The 16,950-nt window shown below is 48.4% G+C and carries 22 protein-coding genes; 4 read left to right on the forward strand and 18 right to left on the reverse strand.

Going from position 1 to position 16,950, the window contains the following annotated elements; all coding sequences use genetic code 11:
- Positions 1 to 149 precede the first annotated feature (149 nt).
- From CXB77_RS24920 to CXB77_RS18870, 3 genes are read right to left on the reverse strand one after another with little or no spacing between them, the layout of a single operon-like run.
- Positions 150 to 296 carry a hypothetical protein gene (locus CXB77_RS24920; RefSeq protein ID WP_431520771.1) on the reverse strand — a complete coding sequence of 49 codons (147 nt, stop codon included), beginning with the start codon at positions 294 to 296 and terminating at the stop codon, positions 150 to 152.
- A 23-nt stretch (positions 297 to 319) separates the two neighbouring features.
- Positions 320 to 520 (reverse strand): hypothetical protein, encoded by a 201-nt coding sequence (locus tag CXB77_RS18865; RefSeq protein WP_105075077.1) that lies wholly within the window; start codon positions 518 to 520, stop codon positions 320 to 322.
- Positions 499 to 777, reverse strand: coding sequence for a discoidin domain-containing protein (locus tag CXB77_RS18870; RefSeq protein ID WP_146108889.1), 279 nt, complete (start codon positions 775 to 777; stop codon positions 499 to 501). The genes CXB77_RS18865 and CXB77_RS18870 overlap by 22 nt, the downstream gene beginning before the upstream one ends.
- 754 nt (positions 778 to 1,531) lie before the next feature.
- On the opposite strand from CXB77_RS18870, the gene CXB77_RS20035 reads away from it, so the two are divergent.
- Positions 1,532 to 1,675: a hypothetical protein gene (locus CXB77_RS20035; RefSeq protein WP_172452762.1), complete on the forward strand. Its 144-nt coding sequence runs from the start codon at positions 1,532 to 1,534 to the stop codon at positions 1,673 to 1,675.
- 26 nt (positions 1,676 to 1,701) lie between these two features.
- Here the strand turns inward: CXB77_RS20035 and CXB77_RS18875 are convergent, their stop codons facing one another.
- Together CXB77_RS18875 and CXB77_RS18880 are read right to left on the reverse strand one after the other, a co-directional pair.
- Positions 1,702 to 2,100: a hypothetical protein gene (locus tag CXB77_RS18875; RefSeq protein WP_105075079.1), complete on the reverse strand. Its 399-nt coding sequence runs from the start codon at positions 2,098 to 2,100 to the stop codon at positions 1,702 to 1,704.
- Between the two features lie 101 nt (positions 2,101 to 2,201).
- Complete coding sequence (locus CXB77_RS18880) at positions 2,202 to 3,014, reverse strand: recombinase family protein (RefSeq protein WP_105075080.1); 813 nt, start codon at positions 3,012 to 3,014, stop codon at positions 2,202 to 2,204.
- 321 nt (positions 3,015 to 3,335) lie between these two features.
- Between CXB77_RS18880 and CXB77_RS18885 the strand changes: the two genes are divergently transcribed.
- Positions 3,336 to 3,914 (forward strand): hypothetical protein, encoded by a 579-nt coding sequence (locus CXB77_RS18885; RefSeq protein WP_146108890.1) that lies wholly within the window; start codon positions 3,336 to 3,338, stop codon positions 3,912 to 3,914.
- Between the two features lie 90 nt (positions 3,915 to 4,004).
- Here CXB77_RS18885 and CXB77_RS18890 read toward each other — a convergent pair whose 3' ends face one another.
- The 8 genes from CXB77_RS18890 to CXB77_RS18930 form a co-directional block, all read right to left on the reverse strand.
- Complete coding sequence (locus CXB77_RS18890; RefSeq protein ID WP_105075082.1) at positions 4,005 to 4,244, reverse strand: type II toxin-antitoxin system HicA family toxin; 240 nt, start codon at positions 4,242 to 4,244, stop codon at positions 4,005 to 4,007.
- Positions 4,241 to 4,531, reverse strand: a complete 291-nt coding sequence (locus CXB77_RS18895) for a DUF1902 domain-containing protein (RefSeq protein WP_105075083.1) — start codon at positions 4,529 to 4,531, stop codon at positions 4,241 to 4,243. Before CXB77_RS18895 ends, CXB77_RS18890 begins: the two co-directional genes overlap by 4 nt.
- A 71-nt stretch (positions 4,532 to 4,602) precedes the next feature.
- Positions 4,603 to 4,971 carry a hypothetical protein gene (locus CXB77_RS19450; RefSeq protein WP_146108891.1) on the reverse strand — a complete coding sequence of 123 codons (369 nt, stop codon included), beginning with the start codon at positions 4,969 to 4,971 and terminating at the stop codon, positions 4,603 to 4,605.
- A gap of 393 nt (positions 4,972 to 5,364) precedes the next feature.
- Positions 5,365 to 7,905 carry a DUF3987 domain-containing protein gene (locus CXB77_RS18910; RefSeq protein ID WP_105075086.1) on the reverse strand — a complete coding sequence of 847 codons (2,541 nt, stop codon included), beginning with the start codon at positions 7,903 to 7,905 and terminating at the stop codon, positions 5,365 to 5,367.
- 978 nt (positions 7,906 to 8,883) lie between these two features.
- Complete coding sequence (locus CXB77_RS18915; RefSeq protein WP_105075087.1) at positions 8,884 to 9,081, reverse strand: hypothetical protein; 198 nt, start codon at positions 9,079 to 9,081, stop codon at positions 8,884 to 8,886.
- Positions 9,051 to 9,677: a hypothetical protein gene (locus CXB77_RS18920; RefSeq protein WP_146108892.1), complete on the reverse strand. Its 627-nt coding sequence runs from the start codon at positions 9,675 to 9,677 to the stop codon at positions 9,051 to 9,053. The genes CXB77_RS18915 and CXB77_RS18920 overlap by 31 nt, the downstream gene beginning before the upstream one ends.
- Positions 9,678 to 9,694: 17 nt before the next feature.
- Positions 9,695 to 9,916, reverse strand: coding sequence for a hypothetical protein (locus CXB77_RS18925; protein ID WP_105073067.1), 222 nt, complete (start codon positions 9,914 to 9,916; stop codon positions 9,695 to 9,697).
- Positions 9,913 to 10,593 carry a recombinase family protein gene (locus CXB77_RS18930; RefSeq protein ID WP_105073134.1) on the reverse strand — a complete coding sequence of 227 codons (681 nt, stop codon included), beginning with the start codon at positions 10,591 to 10,593 and terminating at the stop codon, positions 9,913 to 9,915. The genes CXB77_RS18925 and CXB77_RS18930 overlap by 4 nt, the downstream gene beginning before the upstream one ends.
- 336 nt (positions 10,594 to 10,929) lie before the next feature.
- Here CXB77_RS18930 and CXB77_RS18935 point away from each other — a divergent pair, with 336 nt between their 5' ends.
- Positions 10,930 to 11,439 carry a hypothetical protein gene (locus CXB77_RS18935; RefSeq protein WP_105075089.1) on the forward strand — a complete coding sequence of 170 codons (510 nt, stop codon included), beginning with the start codon at positions 10,930 to 10,932 and terminating at the stop codon, positions 11,437 to 11,439.
- Between the two features lie 90 nt (positions 11,440 to 11,529).
- On the opposite strand, the gene CXB77_RS18940 is transcribed toward CXB77_RS18935, so the two are convergent.
- From CXB77_RS18940 to CXB77_RS18950, 3 genes are all read right to left on the reverse strand, one after another.
- The gene (locus tag CXB77_RS18940; RefSeq protein WP_105075082.1) at positions 11,530 to 11,769 is read right to left on the reverse strand and encodes a type II toxin-antitoxin system HicA family toxin; all 240 of its coding nucleotides are present in this window, start codon (positions 11,767 to 11,769) and stop codon (positions 11,530 to 11,532) included.
- A complete protein-coding gene (locus CXB77_RS18945; RefSeq protein ID WP_105075083.1) occupies positions 11,766 to 12,056 on the reverse strand; it encodes a DUF1902 domain-containing protein in 291 nt (96 codons plus the stop codon). Before CXB77_RS18945 ends, CXB77_RS18940 begins: the two co-directional genes overlap by 4 nt.
- 1,093 nt (positions 12,057 to 13,149) lie before the next feature.
- A complete protein-coding gene (locus CXB77_RS18950) occupies positions 13,150 to 14,913 on the reverse strand; it encodes a YfjI family protein (protein WP_105075090.1) in 1,764 nt (587 codons plus the stop codon).
- A 706-nt stretch (positions 14,914 to 15,619) separates the two neighbouring features.
- Here CXB77_RS18950 and CXB77_RS20040 point away from each other — a divergent pair.
- The gene (locus tag CXB77_RS20040; RefSeq protein ID WP_172452762.1) at positions 15,620 to 15,763 is read left to right on the forward strand and encodes a hypothetical protein; all 144 of its coding nucleotides are present in this window, start codon (positions 15,620 to 15,622) and stop codon (positions 15,761 to 15,763) included.
- A 105-nt stretch (positions 15,764 to 15,868) separates the two neighbouring features.
- On the opposite strand, the gene CXB77_RS18955 is transcribed toward CXB77_RS20040, so the two are convergent.
- Complete coding sequence (locus CXB77_RS18955) at positions 15,869 to 16,243, reverse strand: hypothetical protein (RefSeq protein ID WP_105075091.1); 375 nt, start codon at positions 16,241 to 16,243, stop codon at positions 15,869 to 15,871.
- Positions 16,244 to 16,529: 286 nt separating this feature from the next.
- On the reverse strand, positions 16,530 to 16,853 hold the full coding sequence (locus CXB77_RS18960; protein ID WP_197711115.1) for a recombinase family protein: 324 nt from the start codon (positions 16,851 to 16,853) through the stop codon (positions 16,530 to 16,532).
- Between the last annotated feature and the right edge of the window lie 97 nt (positions 16,854 to 16,950).

Raw genomic sequence — 16,950 nt, forward strand, 5'->3', positions numbered from 1 at the left:
AGGTCAATGCTTCTCGTGAAGTGTCGGAATAGAACATGCAAGGCGCAAGCGGCTCCACTGGGGCATTTAATTGAGTGCCACCATTTCAGCCTTAATGCTATCTGTCGATCCACCTTTAGCCATTGTGGATAAAAGAGATTTCAGGTCACTCAACTTTGAGTCGAATTCTTCTTTGGATTTGGTACTGCACCATAGCCTTTCTCTTTCACAGTGGCTTTGCGTTCCCATGCTTTAATGGAACTGGTCAACAGCGAATCAACCGATGATTTTCTTTCATTGGGATCGGCTACCACCATTGTGTATAGACTCACGGGTGAGACTAGGCGATCATCGCGGGCAACGTTAAGTGACCTTGAATAGCAATCGACAAGGTGCTTAACGCACAGGTTGCAATCAGGCTAATTGGAGCGCCGTTGTAATCGTTAATCTCCCGCACCAATTCACACATATTGCGAGGCAACGCCTGAATTGGATAGGGTGTTGCTGCGATTGGTTTAATCAGTGGTTGCGGATCGCCCACGGCATGGGGATTGGATGAATTCGCAAGTAATCAACTGGCGTGTCTAGCTGCGGATCGGTGTAGTAAACCGTTCCAGTGTTCAAACAACGATAACCGCCGTTGATTGCCTCAACCTCAAACCAGCGCAATTCATCGGACGAGATATAAAACATGTCTGGATATTCGCGGTCTTGACGCAGTGACATGACCACGCCATTAACGGTCACTGGCTCCAGTAGCGTTGAGACATCCTCAAGGCAAGGCGGTAGTTTGGACACAAAAGGGCGTTCACCGCGTTTACAGCAGTGTTGAGTGAGTCAGACATGGTTAGCCCTCCCGCTTGCTTACAGCGGCGCTAGGGCGATTAGCGAGCCAATGATCAACGTCGTTTTTAATCCAGTAGGGCGATATTCCTACCTTGCCCGCAGCAGGCGGTATGCGCCCTTGCGCTAGGCGTAAAGACCATGATCCAACAGGGATTTTGAGGATTGAACGAACTTGTGCGGCGTCTAAAATGACTGGTGTTGCAGGATGTTCCATAGCCAAACCTATACGGTGTTGGCGCTGCTTTTGAGGTGACAAGTCAGGCGGAAAAGTGCTTAACTATGTCTATAGCAGTGCCGTCGGTGGAGTTTGACGGCACAAAACCAGTTTCCTACGCTAGTTTAGTGCCGCCTCTTTGTTGAGGCTAAATGCCCAATCAGTTTTGCGACTGACTTGGGCTTTTTCATGCCCAAAGCACAAGGTAAGCCTGATTGCTATAGCGAGTCAATAAGTTATTTAACAAAGAAGTTTGTTAAGTTAGGTGCACCTAACACTATAGTGATAATCAGCATAGAACTATCGGTTCTATTTGAGTCTTGAATCAGTCAAATTTTACGCAAACCCGCCCCCCTTAATTAAACAAGTTAACAGATAAGTCGGCATCTAAGAATTCAGCAACGACGCGGCTTGCAAGGCGAAAAACGAAAGAAGTCGGCATAGAAGTCAACAGACTTTGCGACCTAACCCGCACACCCTAGGCTGTTCATCGTGCAGAATCGCACAGGCGTCGATTTGAGCGCGTTGTCCGCTGGCGCAGTGCCAAACCAACGATCAGGCAGCAACGCCGCGCTAGGCGGTGAACATCGCATCAATCTCAGCAGTGCTGTATTGCCCACTCCAAAGAAAACCTAGCGCATCATCATCATGTTGCGTGGTCATTATTGCGCATCCAATAAATGGTATTTCTTAATCACGCGGCGAACATTGCTTTCATCGCAATAACAATCTCGACTAATTTTAGCCCGGTTAATCTTTCCGCCTGTTGCAATCATTGCTTTAACTGCTGCAATGATCTTTGCTTCTAATTCAGTGGGCACTGGTGTTGTTGCGTTCAATGCAAACCCAGCGCCAGCATCATCATACTTACCTGATAAGTCTTGATCCTTGCCACTGCTATCATCGTAGTTATCTGATAAGTGACCTTTACTGCTGATTAGATGCTTATCAGATAAGCTAGACTTTAGAAGCGCCTTGACCGTTGTCCCTAGCCAATCCTTATCGTGTAGCGCCAGCGCCTCTAAATCATCGGGATCAAGCCAAATGGTGATTCTTTCCAACCCGCTTCTTTTCTACGATCACGACAGTTTCTGTTGTTGGAGGCGGTCATTCATCGCGTTGCGTTGTGTCGTCATCTGTGTCACCAGTCAATTCATCCAATTCAGAAAGATTGTTGATCCAACGATTGCCATTGCCATTGTGCAATTGCGGGTATAGCGCCAGCAGGGAATCCAGTGCTGATAACAGTGACTGAATTCGGGTTAAATCCAGTGTTGGCGCGATCATGCTGCTCCATCATCCGACTCACTTGCATTGCCACAAATACCTTGCCGTTGCGGGATTGAATGCCCCGCTTGTCTAGTTCAATGGCGATCTTTTTGAGTGATAAGCCAGCCTTTCTTAATTCCCGTGCAATCTTGATCACCGCTAATTCTGCAATCATTGGCTCCAACATCTTCACACCCTTATCATTGATGACCGCTGTATATCCGTATGGGATTCTGCCAGTCACTTCACCACGCGCCTTTTTCGATTGCAGTGTTTCGCGTGTGCGTTCACCAATAGCCTCACGTTCCCATTGGCTGACACTGGCAAGGATATTGAGGATCAAGCGCCCACTGGCACTGCGCGTGTCGATTTGTTCACTGACACTTAATAACGCCAGCTTCTCACCTGAGAAGTAATCTTCAATCAATCGCCCTAAATCAGCGACCTTGCGCGTCAAGCGATCCAACTTGACTACCAATAGCGCCGTTGCCTCACCTGCTTTCAACATACCCAGCGCCCGCTGTAAGCCCGGTCGATCAATTGATTTAGCAGAAGCACCAGCGTCAATAACGATGTCGATCAATTCCAAGTCATACAGCGCCGCATATTGCTTAACCTTTTCCTCTTGAGCCTGTAGCGAGAAACCCTTATCGGCTTGCGAGTCAGTGGAAACACGGAGGTAAGCAACGGTCTTGGTCTTAATCATGGTAGTTATCTGATAAGTATTTTAGTGAGGCAAAAGTACGCTTATCTGATACGTAAGTCAACAGGTAAACACTGGATTTATACTTATCGTGTAACTATCCGCTCGTATCGTTACCTATACCCTTAAAAGCCCCTTTACCTAACGTTTACGTTAAATAGAGATATATCAATTAGTGACAGCGATCTTGTGCCAATGCCCTGACAGTTTTTTGACACACAAAAAAACCGCCTCGAGGACGGTTGACGATTTGCGCTGGCGCTGGGATTAGCGACGGAAAGAATTGGCGGGATCAATCAGCTTTCGATCATTGGCGATGCTTCATTGAAGGTGATTCGTGACAAGCGGCTGTATAGAGCGCAATGCAAAACGTTTGAGGATTATTGCCAAGAAAGATTTGGAATAACGCGAGTTCATGCTGATCGCAGAATTTCATTCGCCGGTTTAATTGAGAATTTGAAACCCATGGGTTTCAAAAATCTACCAGCCAGAGAACGTCAAGCCCGTCCGTTGACAGCATTACCAACGCCTGAATTGCAAGCTGAGGCGTGGAGTAACGCGCAATCAGCAGCAGGTAAAGATCAACCGTCCGCTAAAGAAGTTGACGCGCTGGGCTATACCAGTTTTGAGGATTATTGCCAAGAAAGATTTGGAATAACGCGCCGTCATGTTGATAGAGCAATTTCATTCGTAAGTCTGATTGAAGATTTGGTGCCGCGCGGCACCAAACCCATTCCCGCAACCGAATACCAAGCCCGTCATGTTGATAGAGCAATTTCATTCGTAAGTCTGATTGAGAATTTGAAACCAATTGGTTTCAAAAATCTACCAGCAACTGAACGTCAAGCCCGTCCGCTGATAGCTAAAATAACCTGTAGTAAATCAGCGGCTTACAGTACCTGATCGCTGCCGCGTTGCTTTGCCGTTGCGATGTCCGCGCATGGACTGGGCATTGATACCCGCAGGCGCGTTGAATTGCGCCCACGTTGCCGCTTATTGCGTCAATGCAGCATAGAACGCTTGTTTAGATACGCCCGCTTGCCGTGCCATTGATCCAATACTCAATTGGGTAAAGGGTGATTTAGGGCAATCCACTGTCACCTTGTATCGCTTGCCGTCATCTTTTACCCATTGCTCATGCGACGTGCTTTTCTGTGGGCGCGGATTAAAGCCTAGCGTTCTTAGAATGCGCTTAACCTCAATACAAGTCAGTGGTGGATAGTGCCCACTCAATGCGCTATCACCAATGGCATTGGCGCTCCAAAGGTTTGCGATGATCGCACCAGTGCCAACCAATAGAACCGCAACCAATAGCGCAATGGTGCACGGCGTGTTAGCAGGCTATGCGCAAATGCAGCATCAATCGTTGCCGCGTCTTCTATGTAGTCATTCACCATTGCATCCAATGCTATTCGTGCTGCCGCAAAGGTTTCGCCTTGTGCTGCTAAATCAAAATCCAGACATAACGCTACCCATAAATCAGGCGCTTCTTTCTGCGCATAACAGTGAATCTTTTTCATGTTGCCTCCGTTGTGAGATTGGACGCTGGCGCTGGGCGATCAAGCGACCTCACCGCCTCTGATTGATCTAATTAAATCGCTTCAAAGTGAGTGCAATTGCGCGGTTCCAATGGTGTCATTTGCATCCGTCCGTGATTCAGGTGTTCGCAGTCTACTAATCCACCAGCAGGATTTATCTTTGACCGATTCAATCGTTGGCATTCATTGCAGCAGGCGGTGAGTGCTGGCGCTGCTGGTTCACAAGCTACCGGCGTATCGGGTGTGCTCGGTGTGACGCCTTGTCCTGCGTAGGACATACGCCCCCCCTTCCCCCCCTTTGAGGGAATAACGGGAAGAGGAATTTCCCGCAATCCTTGATCCAACACCATTCGGGAAAACCCTAGGTGACTTAGCGGTTCAAAGTCGCCTTCAATCACCTCAACACTGTGAGTTGGATACATCCGCCGCACTTCACTGACCGTTGAAAACGGCGTGGTGCTGATTTCGATGATCCCGCCGTCCAGTGCAGTCAGGCGAAAACGCCAATAAGTCGCAGAGTCAGAATTCGCCCTTGCCCCCCTGCGAATTCTGCGAATTTGCGAATTTCAGTGTTAACTGATTGTTCTAACTGTGATTCTGGCAAGCCCTCGTTTTGCGAATTTCCCTGCGAGTTTGCGAATTTCAAATTCGCCCTTGCCCCCCCTGCGACTTTTGCGACTTTGCGACTTTCAGGGTTAACTGATTGTTCTAACTGTGATTCTGGCAAGCTCGAAGTTGCGACTTTTTCTGCGACTTTGCGACTCTTCGAGATTCCTGCGACTTTTGCCGAGTCTTGAGACTTTAGCGCCCGCGCATCAAAGAACATTGAAAGCCTCCGCCGTCACTGTCCAAGATACCCGCGCTTTCACACCGTCAACCCAAGTCCCCGCGTCGTTTTCCACCAAATACCCGTTGCAAACCAACTCACCTATTGCGACTTTCATCCGCGCCTTATCGCGCAATGGTGCTGGGCCAGTTCTAAGAACGCGGTCGGATCGAAAACGCTTCACATCCTTGCTTTTTAACCATGCCAGCAGCGCCTCTGCGTCGCTGACTGATTCAGGCACGATTGCAGAGGCGCGAATTCGCAACGCCTCTGCGAGATACCACTGCACAAGGTTTAAGCCTTGCTCCAAATAGGGCGCAGCGATTTCCCGCGCTTCTAAGCCCCAATCAATCACCGTGAGAATGCCCGCAATTCTCACCGCGTTATCCAACGCCTTACTGGTGCGGTCGCGGAGTTCGCAAAGTGGCTGACCGGGAGCCATGAGCGCCTCAAACTGATTGTTGGCAGCAACGGCAATCTCAATTGCCTCACTGGTTAACTGGAGTGGCAGTGGGTCTAGGATTTGCCCGTGTTGGTCTTTAGTGCGTGGTGGTGTTTCTAATAATCGTTTGAACACACCAAACAAACGTTTGAGTTCAGGGCGATCACCGCCCTTTTCATAGCTTTCAATGTGTCTGTGCCCAATGGTCGATTCCGGCCATGCCACCAAACACCGCGCAAGGAAACCTTGCCCGTTAGCAACGCGGTCGTTAAGCAGCGTGGTCATTACTTCCGGCTGCGCTAACTGGTGCAATGCCATTCTGCGACCGTAGAGAATGCCGCTGCCGTCACCAGCGCGGACACGATCAAAGGGCGATCCGTCCCACAATTTGCACCAGCGAGCGAGTGTCTTGGTTGCGTTGTCGCTATTGAGGGCAAAACCGCCAATCAGCAAACCGCCCTCATCGGAAAACAGGGCAACACTGGGTTGACCAAGCGCCAGCAGTTTGAAAAGTCCCTCGACAGTCGGATCACTGACAAAACGCAGCGGCAAAATTGGCGGTTTAGGTGGTGGCCCCACTTCGTCACCCGCAGCAATGAAATCCTCAACTGACCCTTTGTCTTTAGCGCCAGCGCGTTTTTTTGCGACTTCGCTGGCGCTTTTCCAAGCGGACAACGCCGCTTCAAACGTCACTTGCGACTCTTCAAAACCCCCCATTTCATCGCGTTCCTGCGCCTTCGCTGCGCCCAGCACTAGATCGTCAATTGCAGATTTGCGCTCGCCTGACACGCCAATGGTTAGAAGGGCCAGCGACAACGGTTTAATCTCGCCCCACGGCATTTCAGCGTCAAAATGCGCTTGTGCCGCAAACGATGCTGCTGCCAGTACTGACTGGGCGCACAGTGCCAATGGTGCTTTTACTGTTTCGTGTAATGCAGTTGCGGCAGCGCCCAATATCCCGCCCAATTCCACAACTGGATAGGGTTCAGGCACAGACAATGGCGCTCGCAATGGTTCTGGTTGCGATCCTTGCGACTCATTTGGTTTTGCGACTTTTGCTGGCGCATAGCCCTTAACCCGTGCGCCCTGAATCATCCGCTCTAATTCAGTTCCCATTAACGCAGAGGCGCGATCCGCCCCTCGCTGCTCGGCAACCCGTTGAGAAAGCACGGCAAAAGCAGCGCGGATGTCTGCGTCTAACATGCCCGTTGCCACCATGCGCCCAATCACCTTGAGCGCCGCGTGGTGCACGTTTTCCCCTGCTAACAACTCCACCAAATAGTCCGCTTGCCCTTGCGATTCCGGGGAATTCGCAGTCGAAATTCGCAAACTCGCAGAAAGATTCGCAACTGCGAGTTTTTCTGATTCTGATTCAATACAGCCGTTTGCAGTAGAAATTCGCAAATTCGCAGAATTCGCAGGGGGGGCAACTGCGTTTTTTGAATTCGGCAACTGTGGTGCAAAAGCGCCAGCGATGTCCGCTAACGAGTAGGGTGCGAGGGTGTTGGTCTCCACGATGCGCACCAAGTGCGGCGTGGTCGGGTTTTTCATGTGAAAGAAGCCCGGCAAGCGCATGACACGCGGCAAATCACAGGGCGCAGGATCGCTACCAAGTGCCTGAATAATCGTTTGTTGCAATGGTTTGAATTGGTCAAGCGGACAATCAGCAACGCTCCAATAGGCGTGTCTTTTCCCCGGTGAGGATTCAACTTGCCAATGTGGTTGTAACGGATAACTTGCTGGCGCAGCAGCAGTTTTAGGCGGATCAAAGTCTGCAAACATTGCCCTGACTGCAATCACGTCCGTTGCTTTGCGACTTTTGCCATTGGTAGCGTTGATCGTCACGAAAACGCCCGCGCCTTGTCGGTTCAGGTCGCACAGTTGTTGATAGGCGTCATCAAAAGAACGCGGGATTGTGGCGACTAAATGGGTTGCCTTGCGACTTTCAAGATCATCAAATGTCTGGAAGCAGAATTGCGTTGCTGTTGGATCAAGTAATTGAAGAAATTGCTTTGCAGCCAGCAGGTCAAAAGCAGGCACAGGGCGACTGTCACCGCCGTTGACAGCAGTGTTGAGTGTGTCAGACATGGTTAGCCCTCCCGCTTGCTTACAGCGGCGCTAGGGCGATTAGCGAGCCAATGATCAACGTCGTTTTTAATCCAGTAGGGCGATATTCCTACCTTGCCCGCAGCAGGCGGTATGCGCCCTTGCGCTAGGCGTAAAGACCATGATCCAGCAGGGATTTTGAGGATTGAACGAAGTTGAGTAGCGTCTAAAATGACTGGTGTTGCAGGATGTTCCATAGCCAAACCTATACGGTGTTGGCGCTGCTTTTGATGACAAGTCAGGCGGAAAAGTGCTTAACTATGTCTATAGCAGTGCCGTCGGTGGAGTTTGACGGCACAAAACCAGTTTCTCACGTTGGTCTTAGTACCGCCTTCTTTGGAGGCAAATCACCCGATCAGTTGTCCAGACTGTTTGGGTTTTTTTATGTCCAAAGCACAAGGTAAACGATTATAAATAAATGTCAATAAGGCTACGATTTATTTATCAACGTTACCGCAGATTGACACTGCCTTGTGTTCGGAAACATTGACACTTTTTTGCTAATGGGTTGTGTAATTAAAACCTAGTGAACACATCTTAATTTTCACCTGAAAACATCACCTTACCGTATGTTGCATGTATGAGAAAAAACAGAGCAACACCAGCACACACCCAATTTTTATCTCAAAATCATTGCATTGGCGCATGTTGCAGCGCAATGAGCGACACCAGAGCAACACCAAATTATCTGAGAATTAGATAACCCGCCCCCTTAATTAAACAAGTTAACAGATAAGTCGGCATCTAAGAATTCAGCAACGACGCGGCTTGCAAGGCGAAAAACGAAAGAAGTCGGCATAGAAGTCAACAGACTTTGCGACCTAACCCACACCCCCTAGGCTGTTCATCGTGCAGAATCGCGTAGGACGCATTTTGAGCACGTTCTCAGCGCCAGCAGTGTTCATGCGACGGACAATAAAAAACCGCTGTTACGCGGCTTGTGTTAGTCGTTAAGTGCACCTAACTTAAATTCGCCTCCCTAGCTTTGTCAGCCCTAACCCACTCACCTTGCTTGACCAATTCTGCTAAATCAGCATGAAAATTATCCGGCAAGGTATCAACGCCCAGCGTTGCCTTCACCCATGCTTCAATGAATTCGGTCGATTTACCGCAAGCAACCCAGTTGGCTAATTGCAGTAGATTATCGCTACCGAACACAGAATATCCCAGTGTGGTTCAATCTTAGGGTGCACTGTTTTAGGGTATAGATTGACCCATGATTCCAAGCTCTTCGTCTTAAAATTGTTCTTAAACTGTCTCGTCATCTTCTTTCCGATCTTGGTTTCGACCATCGTCACGATGTCATCTTTGTCGATCTTGTTTCGCAACATCTGCACACACTCCCGCTGTAAATCCTCACTGATTTGGCTAACGCTAACTATCCACACGTCAGGATCAAAATCAGCAGTTTTGCGTGTGCGCTTCTTATCTGCGCCAGCATCGTTCACATCCGCATCAGCACCCGCTTTTTCTACAATTGTAGACTCACCAGCGCCAGCTTCAATGGCACTCAAACGCACTTCAAATGCCGCAAAGTGTTGTTGCATCGTATCGATACGCGCCAGCATGTCATCAAACATCCGCTCAATCCGCGTTACAACATCATCCAATTGTGCTGATACCGCTGGCGCTGGCGCTACGGATTCAAGCGCATCCAATGCCATTAGAATCACGTCCGCTTGTGACGGTGCATTGTGAATCGACATGAGCCGTTGCATACGATCCCGCGCTTCAATTGGCAGTCTAAATGACATCATTTTGCGCTCATCTTTCATTGGTTCAATCCCTTGTCTTGATACTGTCTTGACGGTGTAAGACAGTTGATCTTGTTGTGCAATACCTTATCTTTACGCTGTATTGCAACACTTGCCGCGTGGTGCAAAAGATCATCCAAAGAAAGGCGGTTTTTCAATTCAACACAATCCGTCGCATTCATTGCGCAATCAATCTGCGCCAGCGCCATGTTCACTCGCTGCAAATCAAGTGTATTCATGCTGCCACCAACATTCTGCTAATTTGTGTCGGATGAAATACGCGCCCTTTGCGAGATTGAAACCCGCGTTTTTCCAATTCCGTTGCAATCTTCCTGAGCGACAAACCAGCCTTTCTTAATTCGATCACCGCATTGATGATGATGCGCTCGGCTTGATTGACTGTTAGCACTTTAACGCCTTCGTCATTAGCCGCTGCATCGTTACCAAAGGGCACTTGTCCGCCGGTTTTTTCACCTTTCGATTTTTTGTGTTGCAGTGCCGTCTTGGTGCGTTCAGACACTTGATCGCGTTCAAATTCTGCCATTACAGCCATCATGCGAAACACCATCTTCCCCGCTGCGGACGTGGTATCGATGCGCTCGCTGATTGAAACCATATCAATCTCACGCTTGGCTAGTGATTCTGAGATTTCGATCAAGTGTTTTGTTGACCGGGCGAACCGGCTAATTGAGTAAGCAATCACCGCGTCCCCTTTCTTTGCAGCAGCGAGTGCGGCAGCTAATCCGGGGCGATCCTGTTTTGTGCCACTGATCCCAGCATCCTCAAAAATCTCGCCCAGCTCATACCCATTCAATTCTGCCCACGCAGCGATCTTGGCTTTCTGCGCGTCTAGCGATACGCCGTCGATTGCCTGCCCACTTGTCGAAACCCTGATATATCCGATTGCCGTTGCCATTGTCTTGATCCTGTCTTGTTTGTTGTAAGACACAATAAACCCTAGTCTTGTTTATGTCAATACGCTGTATTACAGATTGATGTTTGCAAGTGTCAAGACAGGATCAAGACAACGGGAAAGGGGCGATGTCGCCCTGTCAAAAGTGCGGGATTTGTTACGGATAGGACGAAGTGTGGCGATTTGCACGGCGAACGATCACCCATGCCCTGACAGTTTTTTGACACACAAAAAAACCGCCTCGAGGACGGTGACGATTTGCGCTGGCGCTGGGATTAGCGACGGAAAGGAATTGGCGGGATCAATCAGCTTTCGATCATTGGCGATGCGTCGCTCAAGGTGATTCGTGACAAGCGTTTATACCGCGATACCAAAGGCAAAACGTTTGAGGATTATTGCCAAGAAAGATTTGGAATAACGCGAGTTCATGCTGATCGCAGAATTTCATTCGTAAGTCTGATTGAAGATTTGAGACCCATGGGTCTTAAAAATCTACCAGCCAGAGAACGTCAAGCCCGTCATGCTGATCGCAGAATTTCATTCGCCGGTTTAATTGAGAATTTGAAACCCATGGGTTTCAAAAATCTACCAGCCAGAGAACGTCAAGCCCGTCATGCTGATCGCAGAATTTCATTCGCCGGTTTAATTGAGAATTTGGTGCCCATGGGCATCAAAAATCTACCAGCAACTGAACGTCAAGCCCGTCATGTTGATAGAGCAATTTCATTCGTAAGTCTGATTGAGAATTTGAAACCAATTGGTTTCAAAAATCTACCAGCAACTGAACGTCAAGCCCGTCCGCTGATAGCTAAAATAACCTGTAGTAAATCAGCGGCTTACAGTACCTGATCGCTGCCGCGTTGCTTTGCCGTTGCGATGTCCGCGCATGGACTGGGCATTGATACCCGCAGGCGCGTTGAATTGCGCCCACGTTGCCGCTTATTGCGTCAATGCAGCATAGAACGCTTGTTTAGATACGCCCGCTTGCCGTGCCATTGATCCAATACTCAATTGGGTAAAGGGTGATTTAGGGCAATCCACTGTCACCTTGTATCGCTTGCCGTCATCTTTTACCCATTGCTCATGCGACGTGCTTTTCTGTGGGCGCGGATTAAAGCCTAGCGTTCTTAGAATGCGCTTAACCTCAATACAAGTCAGTGGTGGATAGTGCCCACTCAATGCGCTATCACCAATGGCATTGGCGCTCCAAAGGTTTGCGATGATCGCACCAGTGCCAACCAATAGAACCGCAACCAATAGCGCAATGGTGCACGGCGTGTTAGCAGGCTATGCGCAAATGCAGCATCAATCGTTGCCGCGTCTTCTATGTAGTCATTCACCATTGCATCCAATGCTATTCGTGCTGCCGCAAAGGTTTCGCCTTGTGCTGCTAAATCAAAATCCAGACATAACGCTACCCATAAATCAGGCGCTTCTTTCTGCGCATAACAGTGAATCTTTTTCATGTTGCCTCCGTTGTGAGATTGGACGCTGGCGCTGGGCGATCAAGCGACCTCACCGCCTCGCTATCGTGACGGTCTTGTCAGATACCCTGCTAATTTTGCTAATTTTGCTAATTTTCTAGTTTTCCCTATTAAAAACATCATCTTGAAATTAGCAACCCGTTTGCTAATCATTGCTAATTTTCCTACCAGTCGCGTCCAACCAGTCACCCTTGCGACAGTTGCGACACTTGCGACAGTTGCCTTTTCACTTAAAAGAATCAAATGGTTATGTGTCGCAAGTTGGTTGCGACACTTTGCGACAGTTGATCTATTGCCCTAGCCGAATTTTGACTGCGCACCATGTCAGTGAGTCAGGATCATGCAGATACCCTTGCTACACTTGCTACAGTTGCTACACTTGGCAATTAACCCAATAAAATCAGTTTATTAAGTGTAGCAAGTGCGTTGCTACGCTTTGCTACAGTTGGACAAAAAATCAGACTCACTCAGCAAATTAGCAACGATTAGCAAAGCCCTTGCTAATTTCATGTAACTGATTTTGCTATGTAAAAGTAGCAAATTAGCAAAATTAGCAAAATTAGCAAGGGATCACGGCAAGGCTTGCTACTTTGGAGGCAACAGGGCTGGGTTCAGTTGGATGTTTACCGCTTTCCCAGTCTTAACCAGTCGCGTCCGCCCAGTCACCTGTCAGATACCCTTGCGACAGTTGCGACACTTGCGACAGTTGCCTTTTCACCTAAAATAATCAAATGGTTATGTGTCGCAAGTTGGTTGCGACACTTTGCGACAGTTGATCTATTGCCCTAGCCGAATTTTGACTGCGCACCATGTCAGTGAGTCAGGATCATGCAGATACCCTTGCTACACTTGCTACAGTTGCTACACTTGGCAATTAACCCAACAAAATCAACTAACTAAGTGTAGCAAGTGCGTTGCTACTCTTTGCTACAGTTGGGAAAAAACTAGATTCAATCGGCAAGTGTCGCAATGTGTCGCAAGTTGGTTGCGACACTTAACATATTGATGTTATTGGTAAATAACCAACTGTCGCAAGTGTCGCAAGTGTCGCAAGCACTATGTCAGTGAGTCAGGATCATGTTGCCCTGTCGCTAATTAGTGAAGGGTTGATAAGCACTGCAATCTTCTTATCCTTCTTCTCAATCCTGACGCGATCTAACTCAACAAGATCGTTTAACGCAGCATCCAATCTAGCCCCGTCGCGAATGGGACCGTTTCTGTGGATATGCCGTTTAGAAAGCGTTGCTTCACCTTGATCGCGTAACCACTGGTCAAGGCGTATATCGTCACGACTGGCACTGTCAGCACCAATGCCATTAAAGAAGCGGATCGCTTCATCTAAATGCCAACCAACAATATGAGCAGCATTGATGACTGAATCGACCGATATGCTTGTTGGATTATCAGTTTTGAACACTTCAAATAGCGCGGCAATTCTGGCGATGTTGTCTGCTGCTTTACCCGCAACATCATTGATCGCGTGGTATTTGCCATTAGGCGCTAATTCCGCTTCAATCCCGTTATAGCAATCAATCCAAACAGCCATCGCTGGCGCATCAAATCCCAGTACAGTGGGATCAAGACCGCCGCTTTCGTTTCTTCTTAATGGCAGTTCCAATATCGCAGTCATCCGCTGCAAAAATACATCACGATTGCCCCAATGCTTAGGCGCTGGCTTGTACGGTCGATTGCCCTGAGTTGATTCAGGATAGGTGAGTAGGAATCGCGCAAGGAATCCGCTGCCGCGTGTTAGATTGCTACTGTGAATGAAATCACGCAGCACCGATTCTTGAACCTGTAACGCAAAAGTGAAGCGTACATTCCCTAGTGAATATGATTCGCTGCCGCGTCGATTGACTTTTAAGTCCTCAGCTTCACCAGACCAGAGTTGATTAAAGAAGGATACTGCACCCATTGCGTTTTCCTTCTTCATTAAATGACTACCAAAGATATAACCTGCCTCAGCACTCAAAATGCCTCCAGACGGGTATTTCGATAGACCAAAGGTCAATGCTTCTCGTGAAGTGTCGGAATAGAACATGCAAGGCGCAAGCGGCTCCACTGGGGCATTTAATTTGAGTGCCACCATTTCAGCCTTAATGCTATCTGTCGATCCACCTTTAGCCATTGTGGATAAAAGTTTAGATTTCAGGTCACTCAACTTTGAGTCGAATTCTTCTTTATTGGTTTGGTACTGCACCATAGCCTTTTCTGCTTTCACAGTGGCTTTGCGTTCCCATGCTTTAATGGAACTGGTCAACAGCGAATCAACCGATGATTTTCTTTCATTGGGATCGGCTACCACCATTGTGTATAGACTCACGGGTGAGACTAGGCGATCATCGCGGGCAACGTTAAAGTGACCTTGAATAGCAATCGACAAGGTGCTTAACGCACAGGTTGCAATCAGGCTAATTGGAGCGCCGTTGTAATCGTTAATCTCCCGCACCAATTCACACATATTGCGAGGCAACGCCTGAATTGGATAGGGTGTTGCTGCGATTGGTTTAATCAGTGGTTGCGGATCGCCCCACGGCATGGGGATTGGATGAATTCGCAAGTAATCAACTGGCGTGTCTAGCTGCGGATCGGTGTAGTAAACCGTTCCAGTGTTCAAACAACGATAACCGCCGTTGATTGCCTCAACCTCAAACCAGCGCAATTCATCGGACGAGATATAAAACATGTCTGGATATTCGCGGTCTTGACGCAGTGACATGACCACGCCATTAACGGTCACTGGCTCCAGTAGCGTTGAGACATCCTCAAGGCAAGGCGGTAGTTTGGACACAAAAGGGCGTTCACCGCCGTTTACAGCAGTGTTGAGTGAGTCAGACATGGTTAGCCCTCCCGCTTGCTTACAGCGGCGCTAGGGCGATTAGCGAGCCAATGATCAACGTCGTTTTTAATCCAGTAGGGCGATATTCCTACCTTGCCCGCAGCAGGCGGTATGCGCCCTTGCGCTAGGCGTAAAGACCATGATCCAACAGGGATTTTGAGGATTGAACGAACTTGTGCGGCGTCTAAAATGACTGGTGTTGCAGGATGTTCCATAGCCAAACCTATACGGTGTTGGCGCTGCTTTTGAGGTGACAAGTCAGGCGGAAAAGTGCTTAACTATGTCTATAGCAGTGCCGTCGGTGGAGTTTGACGGCACAAAACCAGTTTCCTACGCTAGTTTAGTGCCGCCTCTTTGTTGAGGCTAAATGCCCAATCAGTTTTGCGACTGACTTGGGCTTTTTCATGCCCAAAGCACAAGGTAAGCCTGATTGCTATAGCGAGTCAATAAGTTATTTAACAAAGAAGTTTGTTAAGTTAGGTGCACCTAACACTATAGTGATAATCAGCATAGAACTATCGGTTCTATTTGAGTCTTGAATCAGTCAAATTTTACGCAAACCCGCCCCCTTAATTAAACAAGTTAACAGATAAGTCGGCATCTAAGAATTCAGCAACGACGCGGCTTGCAAGGCGAAAAACGAAAGAAGTCGGCATAGAAGTCAACAGACTTTGCGACCTAACCCGCACACCCTAGGCTGTTCATCGTGCAGAATCGCACAGGCGTCGATTTGAGCGCGTTGTCCGCTGGCGCAGTGCCAAACCAACGATCAGGCAGCAACGCCGCGCTAGGCGGTGAACATCGCATCAATCTCAGCAGTGCTGTATTGCCCACTCCAAAGAAAACCTAGCGCATCATCATCATGTTGCGTGGTCATTATTGCGCATCCAATAAATGGTATTTCTTAATCACGCGGCGAACATTGCTTTCATCGCAATAACAATCTCGACTAATTTTAGCCCGGTTTAATCTTTCCGCCTGTTGCAATCATTGCTTTAACTGCTGCAATGATCTTTGCTTCTAATTCAGTGGGCACTGGTGTTGTTGCGTTCAATGCAAACCCAGCGCCAGCATCATCATACTTACCTGATAAGTCTTGATCCTTGCCACTGCTATCATCGTAGTTATCTGATAAGTGACCTTTACTGCTGATTAGATGCTTATCAGATAAGCTAGACTTTAGAAGCGCCTTGACCGTTGTCCCTAGCCAATCCTTATCGTGTAGCGCCAGCGCCTCTAAATCATCGGGATCAAGCCAAATGGTGATTCTTTTCCAACCCGCTTCTTTTCTACGATCACGCAGTTTCTGTTGTTGGAGGCGGTCATTCATCGCGTTGCGTTGTGTCGTCATCTGTGTCACCAGTCAATTCATCCAATTCAGAAAGATTGTTGATCCAACGATTGCCATTGCCATTGTGCAATTGCGGGTATAGCGCCAGCAGGGAATCCAGTGCTGATAACAGTGATGAATTCGGGTTAAATCCAGTGTTGGCGCGATCATGCTGCCTCCATCATCCGACTCACTTGCATTGCCACAAATACCTTGCCGTTGCGGGATTGAATGCCCCGCTTGTCTAGTTCAATGGCGATCTTTTTGAGTGATAAGCCAGCCTTTCTTAATTCCGTGCAATCTTGATCACCGCTAATTCTGCAATCATTGGCTCCAACATCTTCACACCCTTATCATTGATGACCGCTGTATATCCGTATGGGATTCTGCCAGTCACTTCACCACGCGCCTTTTTCGATTGCAGTGTTTCGCGTGTGCGTTCACCAATAGCCTCACGTTCCCATTGGCTGACACTGGCAAGGATATTGAGGATCAAGCGCCCACTGGCACTGCGCGTGTCGATTTGTTCACTGACACTTAATAACGCCAGCTTCTCACCTGAGAAGTAATCTTCAATCAATCGCCCTAAATCAGCGACCTTGCGCGTCAAAAGCGATCCAACTTGACTACCAATAGCGCCGTTGCCTCACTGCTTTCAACATACCCAGCGCCGCTGTAAGCCCGGTCGATCAATTGATTTAGCAGAA

This window comes from Chromatium okenii, from assembly GCF_002958735.1.
GTDB classification, from domain to species: domain Bacteria; phylum Pseudomonadota; class Gammaproteobacteria; order Chromatiales; family Chromatiaceae; genus Chromatium; species Chromatium okenii_A.